This window comes from Psychroserpens luteolus (assembly GCF_021032705.1).
Taxonomy (GTDB): Bacteria; Bacteroidota; Bacteroidia; order Flavobacteriales; family Flavobacteriaceae; genus Psychroserpens; species Psychroserpens luteolus.
Genome location: NZ_JAHVXI010000008.1, coordinates 140553 through 162844 on the forward strand (window position 1 = coordinate 140553; position 22292 = coordinate 162844).

The 22292-nt window shown below is 32.0% G+C and carries 25 protein-coding genes and 2 tRNA genes; 15 read left to right on the forward strand and 12 right to left on the reverse strand.

Features of this window, described 5'->3' with window-relative positions; all coding sequences use genetic code 11:
* Positions 1-2 precede the first annotated feature (2 nt).
* From KWG70_RS17050 to KWG70_RS17060, 3 genes are all read right to left on the reverse strand, one after another.
* Positions 3-200, reverse strand: a complete 198-nt coding sequence (locus KWG70_RS17050) for a hypothetical protein (RefSeq protein ID WP_230937252.1) — start codon at positions 198-200, stop codon at positions 3-5.
* Positions 201-334: 134 nt separating this feature from the next.
* On the reverse strand, positions 335-1132 hold the full coding sequence (locus KWG70_RS17055) for a TIGR00266 family protein (protein WP_230937253.1): 798 nt from the start codon (positions 1130-1132) through the stop codon (positions 335-337).
* A gap of 65 nt (positions 1133-1197) precedes the next feature.
* Entirely contained in the window at positions 1198-1653 is a 456-nt protein-coding gene (locus KWG70_RS17060) for a DUF4442 domain-containing protein (protein WP_230937254.1), read from the reverse strand.
* Positions 1654-1797: 144 nt separating this feature from the next.
* Here KWG70_RS17060 and KWG70_RS17065 point away from each other — a divergent pair, with 144 nt between their 5' ends.
* The 7 genes from KWG70_RS17065 (at position 1798) to KWG70_RS17095 (ending at position 7963) form a co-directional block, all read left to right on the forward strand.
* Positions 1798-2244 carry a DUF4870 domain-containing protein gene (locus tag KWG70_RS17065; protein ID WP_230937255.1) on the forward strand — a complete coding sequence of 149 codons (447 nt, stop codon included), beginning with the start codon at positions 1798-1800 and terminating at the stop codon, positions 2242-2244.
* Positions 2245-2306: 62 nt separating this feature from the next.
* Positions 2307-2645, forward strand: coding sequence for a PadR family transcriptional regulator (locus tag KWG70_RS17070; RefSeq protein WP_230937256.1), 339 nt, complete (start codon positions 2307-2309; stop codon positions 2643-2645).
* Entirely contained in the window at positions 2645-4504 is a 1860-nt protein-coding gene (locus tag KWG70_RS17075; protein WP_230937257.1) for a PspC domain-containing protein, read from the forward strand. The genes KWG70_RS17070 and KWG70_RS17075 overlap by 1 nt, the downstream gene beginning before the upstream one ends.
* Positions 4505-4593: 89 nt before the next feature.
* Positions 4594-5385, forward strand: coding sequence for a nuclear transport factor 2 family protein (locus tag KWG70_RS17080; RefSeq protein ID WP_230937258.1), 792 nt, complete (start codon positions 4594-4596; stop codon positions 5383-5385).
* 20 nt (positions 5386-5405) lie between these two features.
* On the forward strand, positions 5406-6134 hold the full coding sequence (locus tag KWG70_RS17085; RefSeq protein ID WP_230937259.1) for a head GIN domain-containing protein: 729 nt from the start codon (positions 5406-5408) through the stop codon (positions 6132-6134).
* 27 nt (positions 6135-6161) lie between these two features.
* The gene (locus KWG70_RS17090; protein WP_230937260.1) at positions 6162-7025 is read left to right on the forward strand and encodes a hypothetical protein; all 864 of its coding nucleotides are present in this window, start codon (positions 6162-6164) and stop codon (positions 7023-7025) included.
* Positions 7026-7129: 104 nt separating this feature from the next.
* Positions 7130-7963 (forward strand): GIN domain-containing protein, encoded by an 834-nt coding sequence (locus KWG70_RS17095; protein WP_230937261.1) that lies wholly within the window; start codon positions 7130-7132, stop codon positions 7961-7963.
* 61 nt (positions 7964-8024) lie between these two features.
* Here the strand turns inward: KWG70_RS17095 and KWG70_RS17100 are convergent, their stop codons facing one another.
* Entirely contained in the window at positions 8025-8537 is a 513-nt protein-coding gene (locus KWG70_RS17100) for a flavodoxin family protein (RefSeq protein ID WP_230937262.1), read from the reverse strand.
* Positions 8538-8600: 63 nt separating this feature from the next.
* The gene (gene trxB, locus KWG70_RS17105) at positions 8601-9578 is read right to left on the reverse strand and encodes a thioredoxin-disulfide reductase (RefSeq protein WP_230937263.1); all 978 of its coding nucleotides are present in this window, start codon (positions 9576-9578) and stop codon (positions 8601-8603) included.
* Positions 9579-9790: 212 nt separating this feature from the next.
* Here trxB and KWG70_RS17110 point away from each other — a divergent pair, with 212 nt between their 5' ends.
* Positions 9791-10270, forward strand: coding sequence for a hypothetical protein (locus KWG70_RS17110; RefSeq protein WP_230937264.1), 480 nt, complete (start codon positions 9791-9793; stop codon positions 10268-10270).
* Between the two features lie 44 nt (positions 10271-10314).
* On the opposite strand, the gene KWG70_RS17115 is transcribed toward KWG70_RS17110, so the two are convergent.
* From KWG70_RS17115 to KWG70_RS17130, 4 genes are all read right to left on the reverse strand, one after another.
* Positions 10315-10665, reverse strand: a complete 351-nt coding sequence (locus KWG70_RS17115) for a nuclear transport factor 2 family protein (RefSeq protein ID WP_230937265.1) — start codon at positions 10663-10665, stop codon at positions 10315-10317.
* Positions 10662-11138, reverse strand: coding sequence for an MGMT family protein (locus KWG70_RS17120; protein ID WP_230937266.1), 477 nt, complete (start codon positions 11136-11138; stop codon positions 10662-10664). Before KWG70_RS17120 ends, KWG70_RS17115 begins: the two co-directional genes overlap by 4 nt.
* A 13-nt stretch (positions 11139-11151) precedes the next feature.
* Positions 11152-11655, reverse strand: coding sequence for a DUF4199 domain-containing protein (locus KWG70_RS17125; RefSeq protein ID WP_230937267.1), 504 nt, complete (start codon positions 11653-11655; stop codon positions 11152-11154).
* A gap of 127 nt (positions 11656-11782) precedes the next feature.
* Positions 11783-12196, reverse strand: coding sequence for a response regulator transcription factor (locus tag KWG70_RS17130; RefSeq protein WP_230937268.1), 414 nt, complete (start codon positions 12194-12196; stop codon positions 11783-11785).
* 136 nt (positions 12197-12332) lie between these two features.
* On the opposite strand from KWG70_RS17130, the gene KWG70_RS17135 reads away from it, so the two are divergent.
* The 7 genes from KWG70_RS17135 (at position 12333) to KWG70_RS17165 (ending at position 19474) form a co-directional block, all read left to right on the forward strand.
* The gene (locus KWG70_RS17135; protein ID WP_230937269.1) at positions 12333-15116 is read left to right on the forward strand and encodes a response regulator; all 2784 of its coding nucleotides are present in this window, start codon (positions 12333-12335) and stop codon (positions 15114-15116) included.
* Positions 15117-15230: 114 nt separating this feature from the next.
* Positions 15231-15383, forward strand: coding sequence for a hypothetical protein (locus KWG70_RS17140; protein ID WP_230937270.1), 153 nt, complete (start codon positions 15231-15233; stop codon positions 15381-15383).
* A 9-nt stretch (positions 15384-15392) separates the two neighbouring features.
* Positions 15393-16865: a tail fiber domain-containing protein gene (locus tag KWG70_RS17145; protein WP_230937271.1), complete on the forward strand. Its 1473-nt coding sequence runs from the start codon at positions 15393-15395 to the stop codon at positions 16863-16865.
* 37 nt (positions 16866-16902) lie between these two features.
* Complete coding sequence (locus KWG70_RS17150; RefSeq protein ID WP_230937272.1) at positions 16903-17373, forward strand: hypothetical protein; 471 nt, start codon at positions 16903-16905, stop codon at positions 17371-17373.
* Between the two features lie 41 nt (positions 17374-17414).
* Complete coding sequence (locus KWG70_RS17155) at positions 17415-18170, forward strand: hypothetical protein (RefSeq protein WP_230937273.1); 756 nt, start codon at positions 17415-17417, stop codon at positions 18168-18170.
* A 23-nt stretch (positions 18171-18193) separates the two neighbouring features.
* Positions 18194-18964 (forward strand): hypothetical protein, encoded by a 771-nt coding sequence (locus KWG70_RS17160; protein ID WP_230937274.1) that lies wholly within the window; start codon positions 18194-18196, stop codon positions 18962-18964.
* A gap of 3 nt (positions 18965-18967) precedes the next feature.
* Positions 18968-19474, forward strand: a complete 507-nt coding sequence (locus KWG70_RS17165) for a T9SS type A sorting domain-containing protein (RefSeq protein ID WP_230937275.1) — start codon at positions 18968-18970, stop codon at positions 19472-19474.
* Positions 19475-19906: 432 nt separating this feature from the next.
* Here the strand turns inward: KWG70_RS17165 and KWG70_RS17170 are convergent.
* From KWG70_RS17170 to KWG70_RS17180, 3 genes are all read right to left on the reverse strand, one after another.
* Positions 19907-19981 (reverse strand) — tRNA-Pro (locus KWG70_RS17170).
* Between the two features lie 39 nt (positions 19982-20020).
* Positions 20021-20109 (reverse strand) — tRNA-Ser (locus KWG70_RS17175).
* A gap of 93 nt (positions 20110-20202) precedes the next feature.
* Positions 20203-22248 carry an HD family phosphohydrolase gene (locus tag KWG70_RS17180; protein ID WP_230937276.1) on the reverse strand — a complete coding sequence of 682 codons (2046 nt, stop codon included), beginning with the start codon at positions 22246-22248 and terminating at the stop codon, positions 20203-20205.
* Positions 22249-22292 lie beyond the last annotated feature (44 nt).

Here is a 22292-nt window from a genome sequence, read left to right on the forward strand (position 1 = left end):
TTTTATTCATTTAATAAGATTAAACATTGATCTAATTCTGGGTTCTGTAAGATTAAAGATTTAATATAAATCTTAAGCTCTTCAATTTCGTAAGGTAATAATCTTTGAAGTGCTTTTTGTAATTCTTTACAGAACAATGTAGCGTCGAAACTCACTTTATTAAGTACAGTTTTTGTGTACTCAAACATTGCTCTTGCCATTCTTTAATTGGGTTTAGGGTTTAAAAAAAGTAGATTTGCTTTATATGCTTTTATTTTAATTATTACATTCTAAATGTAGTAAAAAAAATGATTCCCTTGACGAACAGCCAAAAAATTTAACAGCCAATTATATGTTAAAACCTATTATCACCATCCAATAAATCGCCTAAACCACCAAGTATACTGCCCTCTCCTTTACTATTACCACCTCTCGGTATAGAAGACACAATACGACCTGCAAGTCTGCTAAATGGTAGGGATTGTACATAGACTACTCCAGGTCCTCGAAGTTTAGCAAAAAATAAGCCTTCACCTCCAAAAACGGTATTCTTAATACCTCCAACAAATTCAATATCATAATCGATGTCTTGAGTAAAGCCAACAATACAACCTGTATCTACTCGTAATGTTTCACCAGCTTGTAATTCTTTTCTTGCCATGGTTCCACCTGCATGTACAAAGGCCATTCCATCACCTTCTAACTTTTGCATAATAAACCCTTCGCCACCAAAGAGTCCGCGACCAAGCTTTTTAGAAAACTCTATACCTACACTTACTCCTTTAGCTGCACATAGAAATGCATCTTTCTGACAAACAAATTTGCCATTATATTCTGTAAGGTCTATAGGAACAATTTTTCCAGGATAAGGTGAAGCAAATGATACATTGCGCTTTCCTGAAAGGTCATTATAAAAGGCTGTCATAAATAAACTTTCGCCTGTTAGAATACGTTTTCCTGCACCTAATATTTTTCCGAAGAATCCTGTATCCTTTTGTGAACCGTCACCAAAAATAGTTTCCATTTTGATACCGTCGTCCATCATCATAAAGCTTCCAGATTCTGCAATAACACCTTCTTGAGGGTCGAGTTCTATCTCAACATATTGCATTTCTTCTCCGTAAATTCTGTAATCGATTTCGTGTGATGTCATGGTTTTGTGTTTTTTAATTGATTACCTATATGTTTTAAGACGCTTGCATTTGTTACAACTCATCATTAACTTTTAACCTTTAGCGTCCATTCAAAGTTAAAATCTGATACTTGCACGCCATCTTTATTTATTCCCTTCGAATTTAACCAAACGGTCTGCCCTTCTCCTGTTTCTATGGCTTTCTTAATGGCATCATCAATGTCTTCTCCTTGATTACAGGTGAATGTAATTCTTCCCGTAGCCTTTTTAGTAAACGATCCATTATTACTGGCGACTAGCATAGATATGTTCTTTCCGCTTGACTTGATCTTAGACATGACCAAAGCACCTGTAGTTAACTCTGCTGCCATACCTTGTACCGCCCAAAACATAGACTTAAATGGGTTCTGATTAAACCATCTATGCTTGACCGAAACCACACAAGTGGTATCACTTAAAGCTGTAGTACGTACACCACAAAAATATGCAGATGGTAATTTGAATAATAAAAAAGTATTGAGTTTTCTTGGTGAAACTATCATGTTTACTGGAAGTTTCAGCTAATTTATTGAAAATATTTGACACTACCATTTGTTAATATTATGTTAAATTTAAGTACTATGCGTAACATAATACCTGTTTTTAGACATATATTTGTATAAGAAATTACTATATGTTTTAAAATCATGCTAGACAATCATCAAAAAAACATCGCTACATTCATCCATTTATCAACCTTTAGCAGGTTTATAATTCCTTTAGGAAATTACATTGGGCCAATTGTATTATGGATGGTGAACAAAGACAAATCAGAGTTTATAGATAATCATGGAAAGCAAGCCATTAATTTTCAAATAAGTATTTTACTTTATACATTAATTCTTGGTACAATATCAATTCCATTTTTCATTTTTAAAGTTTTCAACGGTATGGACTTTGTCGATTTTAATGGGTTTCATGATTTTCATATCAATATTGGACAACCCTCTCCTCTATTATATATAACTGGAGGTTTAGCTTTTTTAGCAATTATTGGGTTTATTCTAGAAATGGTATTTATAGTTATTGCGAGCTTAAAGGCTAGAGATGGCGAATTATATCATTATCCATTAACCATCAACTTTTTAAAATAAAATTTCATCAATTAACCATCAATCAATCAAAAAATGAACAGTTTCACTTTAAAATCTCATTTATGAAGATAGAAAACACAAAAGCACAAATGCGAAAAGGCGTATTAGAATACTGCATTTTGTCGGTATTAAAAGATGACGATGCTTACGTGGCAGAAATCTTAGGCACGCTTAAAGACGCAAAATTACTTGTGGTAGAAGGGACAATTTATCCACTTCTCACAAGGCTTAAAAATGCTGGACTACTCAATTATCGTTGGGAAGAATCCACATCTGGACCACCAAGAAAATATTATGGTCTTACAGAAACAGGTCAGTTATTTCTAAAAGAATTAACTATTACCTGGAACGAATTACAAAATGCAGTTAATATAGTAACAAGAGAAAAAACTAAAAAATAATGAATAAAACAGTCAACATAAATTTAGCAGGTATATTCTTCCACATAGATGAAGATGCATACTTAAAATTACAGCGCTATCTTGAGGCTATAAAACGTTCATTTACAGACTCTCAAGGTCGATCAGAAATCATATCAGATATTGAAGCTCGTATAGCCGAACTATTTAGTGAGCGTGTACAAAACGAAAGACAAGTTATAGGACATAAAGAAGTCGATGAAGTCATCACTATCATGGGACAACCAGAAGATTATCTAGTTGATGATGAAATCTTTGAAGATGAGCCTAAACGTTCATACTCAAAACGTAGTACGTCTACATCTAAAAAATTATATAGAGATACAGACAACTCTTATGTTGGAGGTGTTTCATCAGGATTAGGGCACTATTTTGGTATCGATCCGTTATGGATTCGTTTAATCTGGTTCTTATTAATTTTTGGAGCTGGTACAGGAGTTTTATTATACATCCTACTTTGGATCTTTGTTCCTGAGGCTACGACGACTTCAGAAAAATTAATGATGAAGGGCGAACAAGTCAATATTAGTAACATCGAAAAAAAAATTAGAGACGGTTTCGACAGTGTGTCCAATGCTGTTCAAAATGTAGATTTAAAAAAGCAAGGCGATAAAATAAAAGAAGGTTTCGAGCACGTTTCAGATTCTATTTCCGAAGGTGTAAAAAAAGCCGATTTACCTCGTCAAGGTGAACGTATAAAATCAACATCTAGTACGTTTTTCGAGACTATAGGAGATATCATTATGTTCTTTTTAAAGCTTTTTGCTAAATTCTTTGGTATTATTTTAATGATTGTTGGTGCTGTCACTATCATTTCATTAGTAATTAGTCTATTTAGTCTTAGTATACTTGATAACGTAAACATTCCTGGAACTAATTTCTTCCATATTGCAGATGCTACTAATGTACCTGTTTGGGTCATGTCGCTACTTGTATTTTTCTTTGTTGGTATTATAGCATTTTTTATATTCTACCTTGGATTGAAAATATTAATTACCAACCTGAAATCTATTGGTAATCCTGCGAAATATACCTTATTGGGCTTATGGTTAATTTCATTTATCTCATTAATCATATTGTCTGCAAAATTCGGACTTAGTTTTAAAGAAGAAGGTTCTACAATTAAGACTGAAAAATTAGCATCAATTACAGCTAACGACACGATTAGTTTACGAATGGATGACAATGATTTGTTCTCAAGAAATAGATACTATAGAAGCTATGGCTTTGACACAGCTTATGATGATAACGACAATAAAGTATTATACTCTAGAGGTGTGAGACTTATTGTAAGATCAACTAAAGATAGTATTGGTAAAATTAGAGTAGAACGCAGTGCAAGAGGATCAGATTACAACAATGCTAAAAATAGAGCAGAACGTATCAGCTATAAATATGACTTACAGAATAACGAATTATCATTAGATAGCTACTTAACCATTCCTTTAGATGAGGCACGCAAAGGTCAGTCGGTTACTGTAACCGTTTATTTACCTGAAGGCGCTGTACTTTATGCAGATAAAAACACATACAACTATCATAGTAATGATTACTATTATAACGACATTCTTGATCATAACATGGAAGAGCGTCATCTTAAAATCATTACCAATGGTGTGAAGTGTTTGGATTGTCCGGAAGATGATGAGTTTAGAACCGAAGTTGATATAGATGATGACGAGAACGGACTCGAAATTAACGAAGATGGACTAAAAGCAAAATCTGATAACAGCAGCCTAGAAATTGATGATGACGGAGTTAAAGCAAAAATAAACGATGTCAATGTCAATATTAACGACGAAGACGGTGTAAAAATAACAACCGACAATAACGAGAATTAACAATTCATCCTAATCAATCAACGGTTCAGATATTTAAAATTTAACTAACCAACCATTTTTTAAATATTTGAACCTTAATCAATCAAAAAATGATACAGTTACTATATAAACTCATAATGTTCACCGTAGCTTTTTACGGAATGAATATGTCACTTAAGACTCAAGTAGATGAACACAAAGAGATTTTCAATACGTTAAAAGCTAATGACAGTTTAATCTTTGAGCGCTCTTTTAATAAATGTGAAACACACTATTTAGAGCAATTAATTGCTGAAGATTTTGAATTCTACCATGATATTGGTGGACTTGAAACATCAAAAGAAGCCTTTATTGAAAGCATGAAAAATGGTATTTGCAATCCTAATAACGAAACCAGATCTAGACGAGAATTAGTGGAAGGCAGCCTTGAAGTATTTTTACTAAAAGATAAAGGCAATGTTTATGGTGCTTTACAGAAAGGAGTTCATAAATTCTTCGAAACTACCAACGGAAAAGAAGTTGCTGGTAGTATTGCTAAATTTTCACATTTATGGGTTTTAAAAAACGAAAAATGGGTTTTAAAACGTGTGATAAGTTATGACCATAAAATGCAAGAACAACCTATTGTAGATGGTGTGGAGATTTCAAATGAATTATTAGACACTTACATAGGTCAATATCAAGCTAAAGAAACTGGTTTGGTTGTGATATCTAGAACAGAAAAAGGATTGCATATAAACGCTGGACAAATGAGTGCAGATATTTATGCAAAGTCTCCAACACTTTTTGCTCATAAGCAAGCACCTTTAACCTTTGAATTTGTATCTGACTCTCAGGGAAAGATTACCAAATTCATCGTAAGAGAAAACGACAATATAGTTGAAGAAGCTATAAAACAATAAATCATCAAAAAACAAAAATCATGACAACATTAACAAAATTTACAATTGCAGTAATATTTAGCTTACTGCTAACATCATGCAACTTCGATATCAATTTTGATACTGGAGTTAGAGGAAATGGAAACGTATCAACAGTAGAGCGTACACTTGATGGAGATTTCGACCAAATTGCTGTAAGTAGAGGTTTAGATGTTTATTTAACTCAAAGTGACACGCCAATGTTAAAAGTACAAGCCGATGAAAACCTTCATGACATTATAATTACAGAAATAGAAGAAGGTGTTTTAAAAATTTATGCAGATGAAAATATTAGCCGTTCCGAAGCTAAAAAAGTAATGGTAAATGTAAAAGACATTAATCTTATTACGTCAACTAGTGGTAGCGATGTATATTCTACAAATACGATCATTGCAGACAACTTGAAACTAGTAACGACTAGTGGAGCCGATTTAGAAATTGATATCGATGCCGAATCAACAACCTTAAGAGCTACAAGTGGAAGTGACCTAAAAGTGTCTGGGACTACAAACGATTTAAATGCTGAAGCGACTAGTGGAAGTGACATAAAAGCTAGAGAATTAAAAGCTCAAAACTGTACTGCCTCTGTAACAAGTGGTGCAGACATTATAGTAAATGCTGAGCAAAAACTTAAAGCTAATGCAAGCAGTGGTGGCGATATCAAGTACTATGGAAATCCAACAAATGTAGATACCAATGATGGCGTCTCTGGAAGTATTAGAAAACAATAGAATAACTTCAGTTCAAAGTAATTTGAGATGAAAAAAGTTATAAAAATCATACTTGTTTTTTTCGCGCTAATTTTACTCTTGTTCCTTACTGATGTTTTATGGAAATCGCCATCATTTTACAAGACAACTAAGCAACACACCTTGGAAACTCCTGTAATGGACATGGTAGAGTACAAAAGCATTATCAATGAGCACCGCAGACCATATATTTATGAAGTAGCTTCTAAAAACAAAGGTAAGGTCATTGTCGTTGGTGTAGAACATATCAACGACCCATCAAATGCTCAATTTGATTCCATAAGACATTACTGGGATATGTATAAACCTGATATTGCTCTTGTAGAAGGTAGAATGGGGTTTTTATTTAAATGGTTACAAGATCCAATAAAACACTATGGTGAAAGTGGTTTAACATCTGATTTGGCTAAAAGAGATAATGTCAACTTATATACATGGGAACCAGCTAGAGCAGATGAAATAGAACTCATGATAAAAAAGTATCCAGCTGAACAACTAGCAATGTTTTATGCACTTCGTCCATTTTATGGCACGCCAAAAGAGGAACGCCTTAACAATCCAGAAGAAGTACTACAACAATTAATTGAGGAGCGGACAGACTATGAGCATTTGAGACATTCAATTACGTCTTGGAAAGATGTAGATAGCATTTGGAAACAAGATTTTCCTGGTGACGATTGGCGAGATCATAGTTCAGCTTATGGGTGGCCTGGCTATTTTCAAGACATTTGGAATAGTTCTAACCTCTCAAGAGATGAACATATGATCCATATTATTTTGGAGCAAATAGACCAAGGTAATACTGTATTTGTCACTATGGGTTCAAGTCATGCACCAAGAATCGAGAACACCTTAAAAACAGCCATAAAGTAAACGTTTAACAACCAACTAATCAACCACTTTGAAACCATTTCAAGCTTAATTTTAAGTTTGGGATGGTTTTTGTTTATATTTGTTATAACACTTAATTTATAACAATGAAAAATGTTACCTTATTTCTATTACTCGTTTTGAGTTGTACTGTAACAAGTTTTGCTCAAGATACCGAAAAGGTAAAAGGTGATAGAAATTTAACCATTAAACAAACCTACATTGATGGTTTCAAGAAAATTGTAGTTGGTGAAGATTTTAAAGTAGAGTTATTTTATAATAAAAAACCATCGGTAGAAATTGAAACCGACGACAACCTTCATGAGTATATTAGTATAGAAGTAATTGATAGTGTTCTCACACTTACTACTACACGAGATATTAGAGCTAAAAAGCTCAATGTAAAAGTAAATTATGGAGATGCTTTCTCTGATATTGAAGTTAAAGACGATGGAGAAGTAAGATCACTAACGTCTTTAGAGCTAAATAATGCGACATTAAAGACCAGTGGTTCGTCTAGAGCATATCTCAATATTAAAGCAAATGATTTTAATTTTGTTAGTACCGATAAGACTAAAGTCAAATTAAACATTACTGCTACAAATGTCACTGCTGAAATAAGCGATAATACTAAAATGGATGCATTGATAAATGCTACAGATGTAAAAATCGACTTATATCAACGTGCTAATTCTGACGTTGAAGGAAATATAGAAAACTTAACACTTAGAGCAGATAACAATTCTCAATTTAATGGTAAAAACTTTACCACTAAAACATGTAGTGTTATTGCTGAAATAGCTAGTGATGTCTATTTAGAAGTGATTGAAGATATTGTTATTGAAGCTACAGGTTCTAGTGAAGTTTATCTCTACGGAAATCCTAAAATAACAATCAATAAATTTACTGATACTGTAAAACTTCAAAAGAAAGTAAAATAACGGTTTAATAAGCCTTAACAGATATATAAAAGCCCGAAGCATTAAAACTTCGGGTTTTTTCTTATAGTTTCTTTATTAAAGATTCTAGACGTGGCAATACCTCTTTAGGAATAGTCTCGGCATTACTAAGCCAAGTATGTGTATGTCCAATGTAAGTCATACCTAAATAATTTGCACTTTGAGTAAAGGGCATTTCAAAGCCTTCAAAAATTTCTTGATCAGACCCACAACTTAATGAACCCATGACTTTGCCTCTCAACTGTCTACCTATAGCTTTCTTTTCGCCAATCAAGACATCCGAAATCCTATCAAAAAAAGTTTTCATTTGAGCACTCATGGCATACCAATACACAGGCGTTGCAAACAAAATCGTATCATAACCAAGTATCGACGTTAGTAAAGGGTGAAAATCGTCGTCTTCATTCTTTAATTCATAATCAAAATAACCAATATTGTAATCGGACAATACGACTAAGTCGATCTCATTTCCATGAGAAATAAGATAATCAACAATTGTTCTGGTATGTCCAAAAGGGCGCGAACTTCCTAATATAATAATGGTTTTATGTTTCATATAAACAATAAATCCGAAGCTTGGTATATTAAACTTCGGATTTTTTTACTTAGAAATTAACACCTAGTATACAGGAGTAGATACTTCAAAATCAGACTCTTTTGCCGCTAAATAGCGTTCTGCATCTAATGCAGCCATACAACCAGTACCAGCAGCCGTTACAGCCTGACGATATACATGATCTGCAGCATCTCCAGAAACAAAGACACCTTCAACATTAGTTTTGGCAGTTCCAGGTACATTAATAATGTATCCTGTTTCATCTAATTCTAGATAATCTTTAAAAATATCAGTATTTGGTTTGTGTCCAATAGCTACAAAAAATCCAGTAGCAGGAATATCAAACTTCTCTCCTGTTTTATTATTAAAAGCTCTAACACCAGTCACAACTTGACCATCACCTAAAACTTCTTCGGTTTCAGTATTGTAAAGAATTTCGATGTTAGATGTATTGATCACTCGATTAGCCATAATCTTAGAGGCTCTAAATTCATCTCTACGCACAAGCATCGTTACTTTAGTACAAAGTTTAGATAGGTAATGTGCTTCTTCTGCTGCACTATCACCAGCGCCTACAATCACAACTTCTTGATTTCTGTAGAAAAATCCGTCACATACAGCACATGCAGAAACACCACCTCCAAGTTTTAAATATTTCTGTTCAGATTCTAAGCCTAAGTATTTAGCCGAAGCTCCTGTCGAAATAATAACGGTTTGACAATGAATCTCCTTAGTATCATTTACCCATACTTTGTGAACATCTCCAGAAAAATCAACCTTTGTAATCCATCCATCACGAACATCTGTTCCAAAACGAGTTGCTTGGTTTTGTAATTCTATCATCATTTCCGGACCGGTAATTCCTTCAGGATATCCTGGGAAGTTTTCTACATCATTTGTCGTTGTTAATTGACCTCCTGGTTGTGTTCCTTGGTAAAGTACTGGCGCCATATTTGCTCTAGACGCATATATTGCTGCAGTATATCCCGCAGGTCCTGAACCTATAATTAGGCATTTTACTTTTTCTATTGTATCAGACATATTTTTGTTTCAATTTATTATAAGCAAAAGTAGGTTTTTTGATTAAAAACTTACATCAAAGTTATTAACAGTTATTATAGTATTATTTGATTTTTCAATGTCTTTAATTACAAATGTGATTGTTTATTATTTTGATTATGAGTCTTTAATTTTAGATATAGTGTAAGTTTTTTTGTAAATTTAAAGTAATCACATCTTAAAATCATCATATTATGAAAGCTACTATTTCATCACTCCTAATTGTACTGTTGATTTTTTCTTGCAAGGATAAACCTGCTAATGATACTGAAGACACAACGATAGATATTTCACAAATCAATACAAATCCCAATCCGCTTGAAGGTGCTTGGGAACTTGTTGGTTATTATAATTATGTAGATAATGAAGTGATAGATTCCTTTCGTACCAGTGAAGGTTACAGGCAAGTAAAAATGTACACAGATTCTAAAGTCATGTGGAGTAAATATATCCCAACAGACTCTTCAGAATGGTTTGGATACGGTAGCTATACGGTTAATGGCAGTGAGCTTGTAGAAATTTTAGAATATGGCTCAGAAATGATGAGTAAAATTATTCAGGAAAAGAAAGAATTTAAACATGAATTGATTATTAATGGTGATTCATTTAGTCAGATAGAAATCGATGAAGATGGTAATAGGATTTATGCTGAAAATTATAAGCGAATAGAATAGGTGTCATAAGGCTCCTATTTCAAAAACATATATTAGCTAATTAATTAACCTTTAATTTCAGCATTACCTATGTTATAAAAGGAACGAATACTCTTAATTAAACCATCTTTAATGTTATACCATTCGCATACTGTCATTTCTAAGCCTGTATTTTTATTCTTTTGCTCAAATTGAACACAGACATTTTCATCTTCCTGAATTTGTTTGATTATTGTAAGTGTATTACCAAGAAAGTCATTTTTGTTCTTTAAAACGATATCCATATATTCAGACTTTGGAGTAATTGTACCAAATGGACTTGTATGACTAAAGTCGTCTGCAATTGGCAAATCCTCAATAACTCCATTGTTCCAGCAATCAAACCATTTTTTTACAATAGGGTGAATTGTTTTCATTTATCTATATCTCTTTTTAATTGAAATTGATAATTCATAACTTTCGGAGGCTTCTTTCCAATTCCTTGTTCTATGCGATGCCCTTCTATTTCTAATAACTTTGACTGAAACTCTGCTCCACCAGGAAACTTAATATTTATTGATCCATCAGGTTTAAGAACGCGCCAGTATGGTACTATCACTTTTTTTGTTTCTCTTTCTTCTTCAGCGGCAAGAGCAACATATTTTAAATACACACCTGTAGGAATAGCTGCTGTTACCTGTACTCCCTTTTCTTTAGCTAGAGTCTCTCTAATAGTATTGTTAGTAAGAAGTTCTCCTTTTTTAGTCCTATTAATTATTCTTTCAATATCTAGGGCATTTGGTATAAGTATTTTTCCTTTACCTAACCTTTCTTCCCATTCTGGTGTAATCGTATGTATTTTTTCTTCTACATCATTAACCTTTTCTCTCCAAGATTTCTTTTTAGCCATGACCAAGGTATTATTAATTACGTACTTGTTTAGTGTTACTTTTTAAAACCAAAACACTTGTTAAATTAATAGCAGTTCCTATTAAGAAGACCATAATAAACATAATCAGGCCTTGAAAAATTGGTGACTGCATATACTCTGGTATTGTAGCCATATGCATTTGAGCTTTTTCAAGTTCTGCTTCGGTAAACCATTGCTGCTGCCATTGTTTAAAATGGTCACCTTCTATAGCAAAGAACAACATTCCATATATTCCCATAATTATAGAAGCTATAAACGTAATACCTATACCAATTTTAAATCCTTCACTAAACGAAACAAACCCGTTGTTTAATTTATCTCTAAAATACTTTATTCCTAGAGGAATAGTAAGTAAAGAAGCAATAATAGATAGGTAACCAATTGTTTCAGAAATATTAGGACCATATCTTGGAGCAATAAAAAACCAATTCAATAAACCAAATACTATTGAAATGCTCGCTCCAATAATACCATAGTGTATTACAAATTTTCTCATAATATAAATTTATTAATTCAAGCTAAAATTAGAGATTTAGGGCAAATCCAAACTCACTCGAAAGTATGATTTTGAGTGATTTTAAGAAATTCACTCGAAAGTATGATTGATTAAATCATTAGTAGATTTAAATAATATTTAAATCACGACCAATTTTTACGGCTTCAGTTCTGCGCTTGGCATTAAGCTTAGATAAGATTTTTGAAACATGAGATTTTACTGTATTTTCAGTTATAAACAGGGTTTCTGCAATTTCATTATTGGAAAGTCCGTCAGACATTAATCCTAAAACCTTGAGTTCTTGCTTGCTTATGTTTAGTTCTTTTATGCGTTTTATATCAATTTCTTGTATAGAATTGGTATGCTTTCGGGCGTAAAAAAGTTTTGTGATAAAATATCCCAAAGCAATGAACAATATACCAGATATAATAAGAAATACATCGCTAAAACCTTGAGTATTCATTAATGAAAACTTGCTTACCTGAAAAAGAAGTATAATGACTATACTAATGGTTCCAAATATTACAATTGTACGCTTCATAAAAACAGTAAAGGTTATGTTTTGATACTATAACTTTAAAATTAAAAAAAGAAATTAATACCGTACATAGATTACACTTACTAAATTCAAAATCTCTTATATATTTAGTATATTTAGTTCTACTAACTTATTTGTAATGAGAGCTATATTAGTAATCACATATGTATTATGCATAAATTTTGGCTTTTCTCAAACTGAAGAAATTGCAATTACCACTATACAATCAAATATAAATAAGGCCGATCAATTTTATGAATCAAAACAAAAAGATAGTGCATTATATTATATAAATCAAGCTTTAATATTAGCTAAAAAATTTGATGTAGACAGTTTACAAATAAATGCACTTCTCTCCTTAAGCAATATTGAAAGTAACAAACAAAATGCATTAAGCCATCTTATCAATGCAAAGCAAATAGCTAGAAAAAATAAATATTTCAACCTTCTTGCAAAAACCTATTTTAGAATAGGCGAATTCCATTATAAAAATGATACAAATAAATTAGCCTTTAACAATTATATTAAGCTAGACTCACTATCCAATAAGCATCATGTTAACCCTTTTCTTTTAGCTATGTCCAAAACCAGACTAGCTGGCTTATTATTTAGAGCCAGTAATTGGACCGATGCTGGCCAATTTCCTCAAATAGAAATGCATATAAATCAAGGTTTAAAAATATGTGATTCATTTAATCTAAAGATCCCTGCGGCCAAATTAAATTTACAAAAAGGTGTGTTGAATAAATTTAGAAAAAACTATTCTGATGCCATTACTTATTATAACAAGGCATTAGAACTCTCTAAAAAAAATCAAGATTATGTAACTCTAGCGGTTATTTATAACGATATCGGAAGTCTCTATCACATTATGAAACAAATAGACTCTGCAGAAACTAACTATTTAAGGGCTATTGAAGTAAATAAAATGCATACAGATACCTTGAACCTTGCTCTCATGAATCTTCAAATAGCAAATTTTTATAATATGATATCAAGGCCCGAAAAAGGGTTAATTCGTCTAAGTATAGCCGAAAACTTATATAAAAAAAGAACTGATATACGTAGAGAAAATCTTTTTAAGCTTAATGACGTAGCCACTAACATCTACTTTTCATTAGGTAAACTTGATAGTGCCTTTTCTAAGTCTAAAGAAGCCAACAGGTTATTCGTAGAAATGACAAAGGTTAAGAATGAAGAAAATATAACCGAGTTAGAAGCTAAATACGATAATGCTAATAAACGTAATGAAATTAAACTTTTAAAAGCTCAAAACAAACTCGTTGAGGAGCAAAAACAAAATCAGCGCAACCTTCTAATGGCTGCACTTTGTATATCTCTTCTAGTTGCTGGTTTTTTATTTTTTCTCTATAGGAATCGACAACAAACAAATAATAAATTAAAAGAGCTTGATATATTCAAAACAAATTTATTTACAAACATTTCACATGAATTGCGAACACCTTTAACCTTAATTTCTGGACCTATTGAAAAACAACTACAAAACCCCGAAACACCAAGTAATATTAAAGAGAATTTATCTTTGGTTCAACACAATTCGGATAGGCTTGTAAATCTGGTTGATCAAATGACTGAATTGGCTAAGATTGATTCAGGGCAATCTCAACTAAAGGTTTCATACGGACATTTAAGAACTATATTACAACAACAACTAGCTGTATTTCAATTTCAAGCTGAGCAAAAACAAATCATATTAAATCATAATTTAGATGTCCCAAAAGAAGCCTGGTTTGATTCGGATATGCTTCAAAAAATAACAGCAAACTTATTGACCAATAGTATAAAACATGCAGCAAAAGACTCAATCATATCTATTAAATCTTATGTTAATACTAACATGCTTGAATTCTCAATTGGTAATAAGGTAGATAATCTTAATGAGATTAATCTAAATAAATTGTTTGAACGTTTTTACCAAGTAAATAATAGTTCTAAAGGTATGGGTATAGGACTAGCTTTGGTAAGAGAATTAGTGAACTTACACAAAGGACAAATTAGTATAGAAAAAGCTAATGTGTCAACTATTGTATTTAAAGTACGATTGCCTATTTCTAAGGATGCGTATAACCAAGATGAAATAGTTGAAATGCTATCACCCAAGGCACTTGAAAGTTTATCATCAAATTCAGAAGACACCATCAAGGAAGATGCTTCTGTTTTATTAATAGTTGAAGACGATCCAGATGTTAGAACATTCATAGCCTCTATTTTTAAGGTTAATTATCAGGTTATTGAAGCAGTAAACGGTACAGAAGGAATTAGTAAAGCTTTAGAATTAATACCAGATCTAATTATAAGTGATATTATGATGCCAGAAACAGATGGCATAGCACTAACCAAATCTTTAAAGGCAGATGAACGTACTAGTCATATACCAATAATACTACTTACGGCCAAGGTTAGTGATTCCAATAAGCTACAAGGTATTAATGTAGGTGCAGATGATTACATTACTAAACCTTTTAAAAATGAACTCTTAACTGCCAAGGTTGATAAACTTATAGCTTTACGCAAACAACTGCAATTAAGATTTAGCCAAGAGATTATTTTGCGTCCGTCAGATATTGCTGTGACCTCTACCGAAGAACAATTTTTAGAAAAATTACAATCTGTTATAGATAACGAACTGATAGATTCTACTTTTACTACTGAAGTCTTTAGCCAATCATTAGGCATGAGTCGTATGCAGTTACACAGAAAATTAAAAGCACTAACTGGACAATCTACTTCAGAGTTTATAAGAACTCAACGCTTAAAATTAGCTGCAGATATGCTTAAAAATTCTGGTACAATAGTTTCACAAGTTGGTTACGCTGTTGGTTTTAACGATCATTCATACTTCACTAAGTGTTTTAAAAAACAATTTGGATGTACTCCCACCGAATTTTCTAACTCTAAATAATCCCAATAACCTCTTTTTTCTGCTGAGTAAGTATGTTGTTACATATTTACCAACTAATGTTACATATCTCACAAACGCTTGTTATACAAGTCTTTACATTTGAATAGTGAATACATGGCAAAGTATAATAAAGTATATAAAGGAGATCTTAAACGGTTTACCGACAATAAGATTTATATCAATGTAAACTACCTTAAAAAAGGGGTTTATGACTTGCACATCGTTTACAAAAACAAAGTAGTAAAACAAGTAACATTTAAAACATAAGTATGTATCATGAAAAAACTATTAACTTTTTTATTAATGTTTTGTACTGTATTAACAATCGTAGGCCAAAATGGTATTAACTACAAAGCGGTTGTTAAAGATAGTAATGGAGATGTATTGGCCAATCAAAACATAAGTATACAATTCACTATTTATGAAGGAGCTGCATTAACTAATAATGTTTATCAAGAAGATCATACATCAGTCGCAACTAACGCAAACGGACTTATAATTTTAAATATAGGAGAAGGTAATTCTAATAATAATTTAGAAGATGTTGATTGGAAAAAAGACGAACACTTTTTGAATGTACAAATTGATACAGGTTCTGGTTTGATAGATATGGGAACTACAGCATTTAAAGCTGTTCCTTATGCACACCACGCATTTAATGTTAATGGTTTAGGGGCACTAGACGAAGGTAATGGTATAGGTTGGCGATTATTGGGCATTAATCCTGATAATTATGGCAATATAGGGCAAAATTCTATAGACTTAAGCATCAATAATACGTTCAATAATAATAATGGCGCTGTGGGTCAAGATGCTTTTACATCTGGTCGCTTTACAACCGCTAATGGTGGTAGCACTACAGCTATGGGTCGAGGAACTCAAGCAGAATCTTTTAATTCAACCGCAATTGGTAGCTATAATATTGGCGGAGGAAACCCAAATAATTGGGTGCCTACAGATCCTTTATTTGAAATTGGCAATCATGCAACTGGTATTTTAGGAAGATCAAATGCCTTAACCGTTTTTAAAAACGGACAACATTTAATACAAACTTATTCAAGCAATATAGAATATGGTCTAAAAATAATCTCTTTTGGCGATGGAGCTGTTATTGAAGCTTCCGATACAGGTCTTGTTGTTGAAGGCAATCAAGCTGGGATTACAGCAAGTGCAATAGCAACAAATAGTGAGGGTATTGATATAAACCCAGACATTATACTTGGTGGAAAATTTGGGAGAATTTATTCGGACCCTGGAGATAATGATTCTGGCATTAGAATAAAATCAAATAGTGATATAATTTTTGACTTAGATGACGACGCTGCTGGTCCAGGGTTCAATTATTTTAGAATAAATAGTCCCTTTAATCCTGATTTTTCTATTTTTTCTGTTCATACTAGTGGAGAAGTACAAATTAATAATAGTGTGGTTCATTCATCAGATAAACGCCTAAAAGAAGATATAGAGGAACTTGTATATGGGTTAAATGAAGTACTACAACTAAACCCTAAGCAGTATTTTTGGAAGGGTAAGGATCATAAAAGGAAATCCTTAGGTCTTATTGCTCAAGACATTCAAACCATTATTTCAGAAATAGTCGTTGAAGGAAACGATGAGCAAAAAATGCTAAGTGTAAACTATATAGAACTTATTCCTGTTCTTATTAATGCTATCAAAGAACAGCAAGGAACAATAGATAACTTAAACAATCGTCTTTTAGCCCTTGAAGCTCTAGCTACAAACAATTAGACTTCTGAAAATAAATCAAAACTTAAAACATGTTAATATGAAATCGACTAAGTATGTAATTTTATTTTTATGTATCACATTGGTGTGGTCATGCTCCAGTGATGATGATGCTAATAACCAAAATCCACCAACAGCGGCTCAACTTCTTGTGAGCCATGGCTCATGGTCTTTAGAAAGTTTTACTGTACTAGAAATAAGAGATGCCGGGCCTTCCACTGCAACTTCTCAAGAAATAGAAGACGGAATAATGGATGATTTGTCAGGCACTACCATAGTATTTAATTCAGATTTTACGGGGACACTTACCAACCCTCAAGCACAATCACCATTTACCTGGTTAATAAATACTGATGATAGTTTGATTCTAACACAAACAAGTGGAGATGTAATAAACTTTGACACAGTTAGTGTAACAGATACCCAATTGATGTTAAATACTGAAGCTACTTTCTATGATAGTGTAGTAGATTATGACGTAGAGGTTTATGGAACTTTTGCTTTTGAGTAGATAAAACGCTAAAGTAGAATTGGTAATAAAAAATGAAAACTATGAAAACTCTAAGACTAATAATTTTATGTGGTGTAATAATTACATCCGTTAACTGTAGTAGCGATGATGACGGAAATACGGCTCCAGTACAACCAGTAGAAATATATCTACCAACTAATGTTACCGTTACAGATAGTGATGGAAATCTGGGAGGGATGGAGGTATCTTATAATGATGATAACCAAATAAACAGTTTGCAATTAGACTATAACGGAAGCTCATTCAGTATAGGATTAATTTATTCTGATGGCAGGCTATATCAAGTCTTGAATAATACAATGCCTATTATTACTTTTCACTATACCAGTGGTATATTAAGTAGTATCGTAGATGAGGTTGGTGGTGGTACTCTTAGTGTAGCCTACGAGCCCATGAATAATAAATATACGATAGATGGTGTAGCTGAGTATTATTTTAATACATCTCATAACCTAATCACAGCAAATAATGGTCTCTTTTTAACACAAATTAGTTATAGTAATAATTCAGATCATAAAGGCATGTATAGTCCAGATGCATCCTTGCCCTTACCAATGCATTTTTTGGCTAGTGCTAATGAATTAAAACTGTTTTATTATTTGGCTAATCAGCGTATAAATAATGTTCAATTTAATTTTAGCGGAGCAGGAACAATAGAAAATTATTCAGATTACCAGCTAGATGAAAATGGAAATATTTCTTCTTATAAAGTAAACCTTGAAAGTGGTGTTATAGAAGATATTGTTATAGGTTATGAATTAAGAACTATTAATTAAATGCCAATAAACCATTTTAAACTATGAAAACAACAATAGCAAAAATAAGTTTGAGTATTATCCTTTTATTATTTAGCTGTAGCAGTGATGATGATTATACCAATTCTGCCTCTCCACCAACAGAACTTTATGTACCTAAACAAATAGATGTGATTTACGGCAATAATAACCAAAGAACATGTTTAATTGAATATAACGATGCAAACCAAATTAGTAACTTAAATTTTCAATACAACAATATAGATGATGGAAGTTATAACATTACATACAGCAATGGCAAAATAAATCAAGTAACAAAAGGAGAGTCTTTGCAATATACGTTCCTCTATACAAATAATATCTTAAGCAGTATACAATTAGTAAACTCTAGTAATTCCAATAGTTTTGACATAACCTACGATTCAGACAATAACATTTATACATTGGGATCCTCTTCAGTATTTTATTTTGATAGCTCAGATAACCTAACTAGAATTGTGAGCGGTGATATTGAACGTTCGTTAAGTTTTACTAATCCAAATGCTTCAGAAGGTATTTTTAGTACTAGTCATGTACCTTTACATCTTATTTTTATTTTATCATCAATAGAGTTTGAAACACTATATTATTTATCGTCAAAACAAATTAGCGAAGCATCTGTAACCTATGATGGAGGTTTTCAAAATTCATCATTTTACGATTATGAGTTAGATAATAATGATAAAATAATTGGCTTTAAAATAGATAATGACTGGGGAACTGTGATGCGAACAGATCAGGTTTCAATTGTTTATCAACTACTTACAACCGAATAGTACATGATTAAAAGAAGAGATAAATTTTTAAAAGAAAATAGTATTATGAGAACGTTTGCATTTATTATAGTGATATGCTTTTCTGTTTTTTCTCAAGCGCAAATCATAGAAAAGTTTAGTTTAGATAGCGGTGGTGCATCTATAATTTCTGGAAATATTCAAGTTATATACACCATTGGCGAGGTTAATGTACAAGAATTAAGTGCAGGTAATGTACATATATCTGAAGGTTTTATAAATTCTGACGGTTTTAGTACTACATTAGGAATAGATGATATTGAAGAAAATGGTATTTTAATTTTTCCAAATCCTACTACATCAGAAATAAATATTAAAACATTTTTTTTAATTGATTCAATTGAAATGTATAATAGCTTAGGTAAAAAGGTAGTTAATATTAAAAATACTAATAACGTTAAAATTGGATACCTATCTTCAGGGATTTACTTTCTAAGACTTAAGACAGGAAATTTCGTTATAAATAAAAAGATTATTGTTAGCACTTATTAAAGCTCATTTAAAAAGAGTGCTCATAGAGCGAAGAGCTGTAAAGTATAAGTTTTAACCAAAAAGAATGCTAAATAAATTTGAAGTTTTCATACACTTTTGCTTTAAGAACTATATATTGAAAAACAAAAGTCAAATCAGATGATCTTGGCTAGCTTTTTAAGGCATTTTAAAACAAGGTAACTGCAGAGGTAACTTATTATTTTTAAATCAAATCAAACTAAATGATTACCCTAAAATGACAAAGACTTGATAATTATACGATTACCAAGTTTTTCCTACTAATTGATTTTATAAAAAGTCGGGGTGGCAGGATTAACTACGTTCATCCTGAAAAAATTGTTGCAAATTAAATCGATGATTTAATTTTATTTAAAACAAAAAGGCTCTCTTAAGAAAATAAATTTTCTACGAGAGCCTCTCTGCTTTAACTTGTCGGGGTGGCAGGATTCGAACCTGCGACCTCCGCGTCCCAAACGCGGCGCGATAACCGGGCTACGCTACACCCCGAAATGGTTATCTTTACTATTAAATAACTAGGAAAATTAGCGGAGAGACAGGGATTCGAACCCTGGGTACCTATTTCTAGGTACGACGATTTAGCAAACCGCTCCTTTCGGCCACTCAGGCACCTCTCCAATTGTATATGAACTTTGCAATAAATTGCGGATGCAAAGGTAACTTATCATTACAAAGAACGCAACTATTTTTTAGATTTTTTTCTGTAAAATTTATTCAGGGTATTCAATTCTGAGATGGAATATGTTAGCTAACTTCGTTTTAAGGACTTTCTTTATAGATTGAATCTCCTTAAAGGTAATATTAGCATTTAAAAACTGTCCATCTTCCATTTGTTTACTTATAATACTTTCAACAAACTTATCAATTTTAGTTGTTGTAGGTTCTTTTAAACTCTTAGAAGCTGCTTCAACACTATCACACATCATTAATATTGCAGTTTCTTTACTGAATGGTTGTGGACCTAGATACCTAAAATCAATTTCCTTAGTATCTTCATTAAGCTCTTTTTCCTTTCGATAAAAATAATACACCATACTCGTCCCATGGTGTGTTCTTATAAAATCGATAACTCTATCTGGTAAATTATTTTTTTTAGCAATCTCAATACCATCAAGTACATGATCTATAATGATATGAGTGCTTTCACGTGATGACAATTCATCATGAGGATTAATTCCTGTTGCCTGATTCTCTGTGAAATAAGTAGGGTTTTTCATTTTACCAATATCGTGATACAATGCTCCTACTCTAATAAGCATCGCATTAGCTCCTATTTCATTAGCGGAAGCTTCAGCCAAATTCGCAACATTTAGTGAATGATGAAATGTACCAGGTGCCTTATTCGCTAATTCTTTTAAGAGTTTCGTATTTGTATCTGAAAGTTCTAATAAAGACACATCTGAGACTAATCCAAATAATTTTTCATAGATATATATTAATGGCTGTACAAACAAAGTGGCTAATCCACCAAGAACGAAGAGACCAAAAGTAGAAGGATCTAAATTAGTAATATCACCTTCATGAATCACGAAAAAGGCAAAATACGCAATAATGTATATAAGTGTAATCTGTCCAACAGAAATAAATAAATTTGCACGTTTATATAATTCTGAAACCGTTAAAATGGTAACAATACCAGCTATGATTTGCAAAAACATATACTCATAACTATTTGGTACTATAAAACCTAGAAGTAATACAGTTAACACATGTGCAAATAGACCTAGTCGAGCATCAAAAAAAGCTTTTAATACTAACGGCAGGATACAAAGAGGCACCACATAAACATATTGAGAATTATAGTTAATCACCAAAGTGGTCAATAAAATCATTAATAGAATATTAAAGAAAATAAAAGTCACTTTAGTATTATCTAAAAAGACATCTATTCTATATTTCCGAAGAAATAATAAAAGCATTAACAGTGCAAGAGCAACCAAGAGTGCATATGCAAAAACAATCAAATTATAGTTAGATTCATTCCATACTTGAGACTCGTATTCGGTTTCCAAAGACTTTAATACGTCATACTTATTACCTTCAACTAATTCACCTTTAGATATGATTAAAGTTCCTTTTTCAATACTACCTCTTACTGTCGAAATCTCCTCTATCTTCTCATCAAGTGCATTTTGAGTAAATGAGGTATTTAAGCTCAAATTAGGCTTAATAATGTTAAAAAAGAGCGAGACAAAAGTCGCATCAAACTTTGACAAATCATTGGCTTCTAACTTCTTCTCGATAACACTTCTAAATCCATCAAATTTGGTAAGGTTAGAAAATTGAGTAACATTATACTGTGTTTGTTGATCTAATAAAATTACATTTTTTGCTCCTGAGTAATCATAAGCTTCATCCAATACTCCAACCTTATAAATATCTTTTATTGCAGACTCACCTACTCTAAATAAGTTTCTATGCTTTCTAATGATGCTATCTGCAAATGAGGTTTTAAATTTTTCAGAATAATCTCTAAGTACAGCAGCTTTAACTGATGTATTGATATCAAAATAAATAGGGCTATTTTCTGATGCTTCAATGCGTTCTTGCTGAATCTCATCTGAAGATTTCTTAATCGCAAAGTCAAAAGGCGCCAAAAGGCTTTCAGATTGCCATGGTTTACCTTTATCAAAATCATATTTAAATTTCCCGCTCTTTGGAAACAAATAAACAATTAAAAATGTGGTACTTAAAAACAAAAGCACTTTATATAAAAGCGCATGATTTTTATACCATTTATTAATTAAGTCATTCATGATTACAACGATTAAAGCACTATTTAGTTACCACATTTAATTAG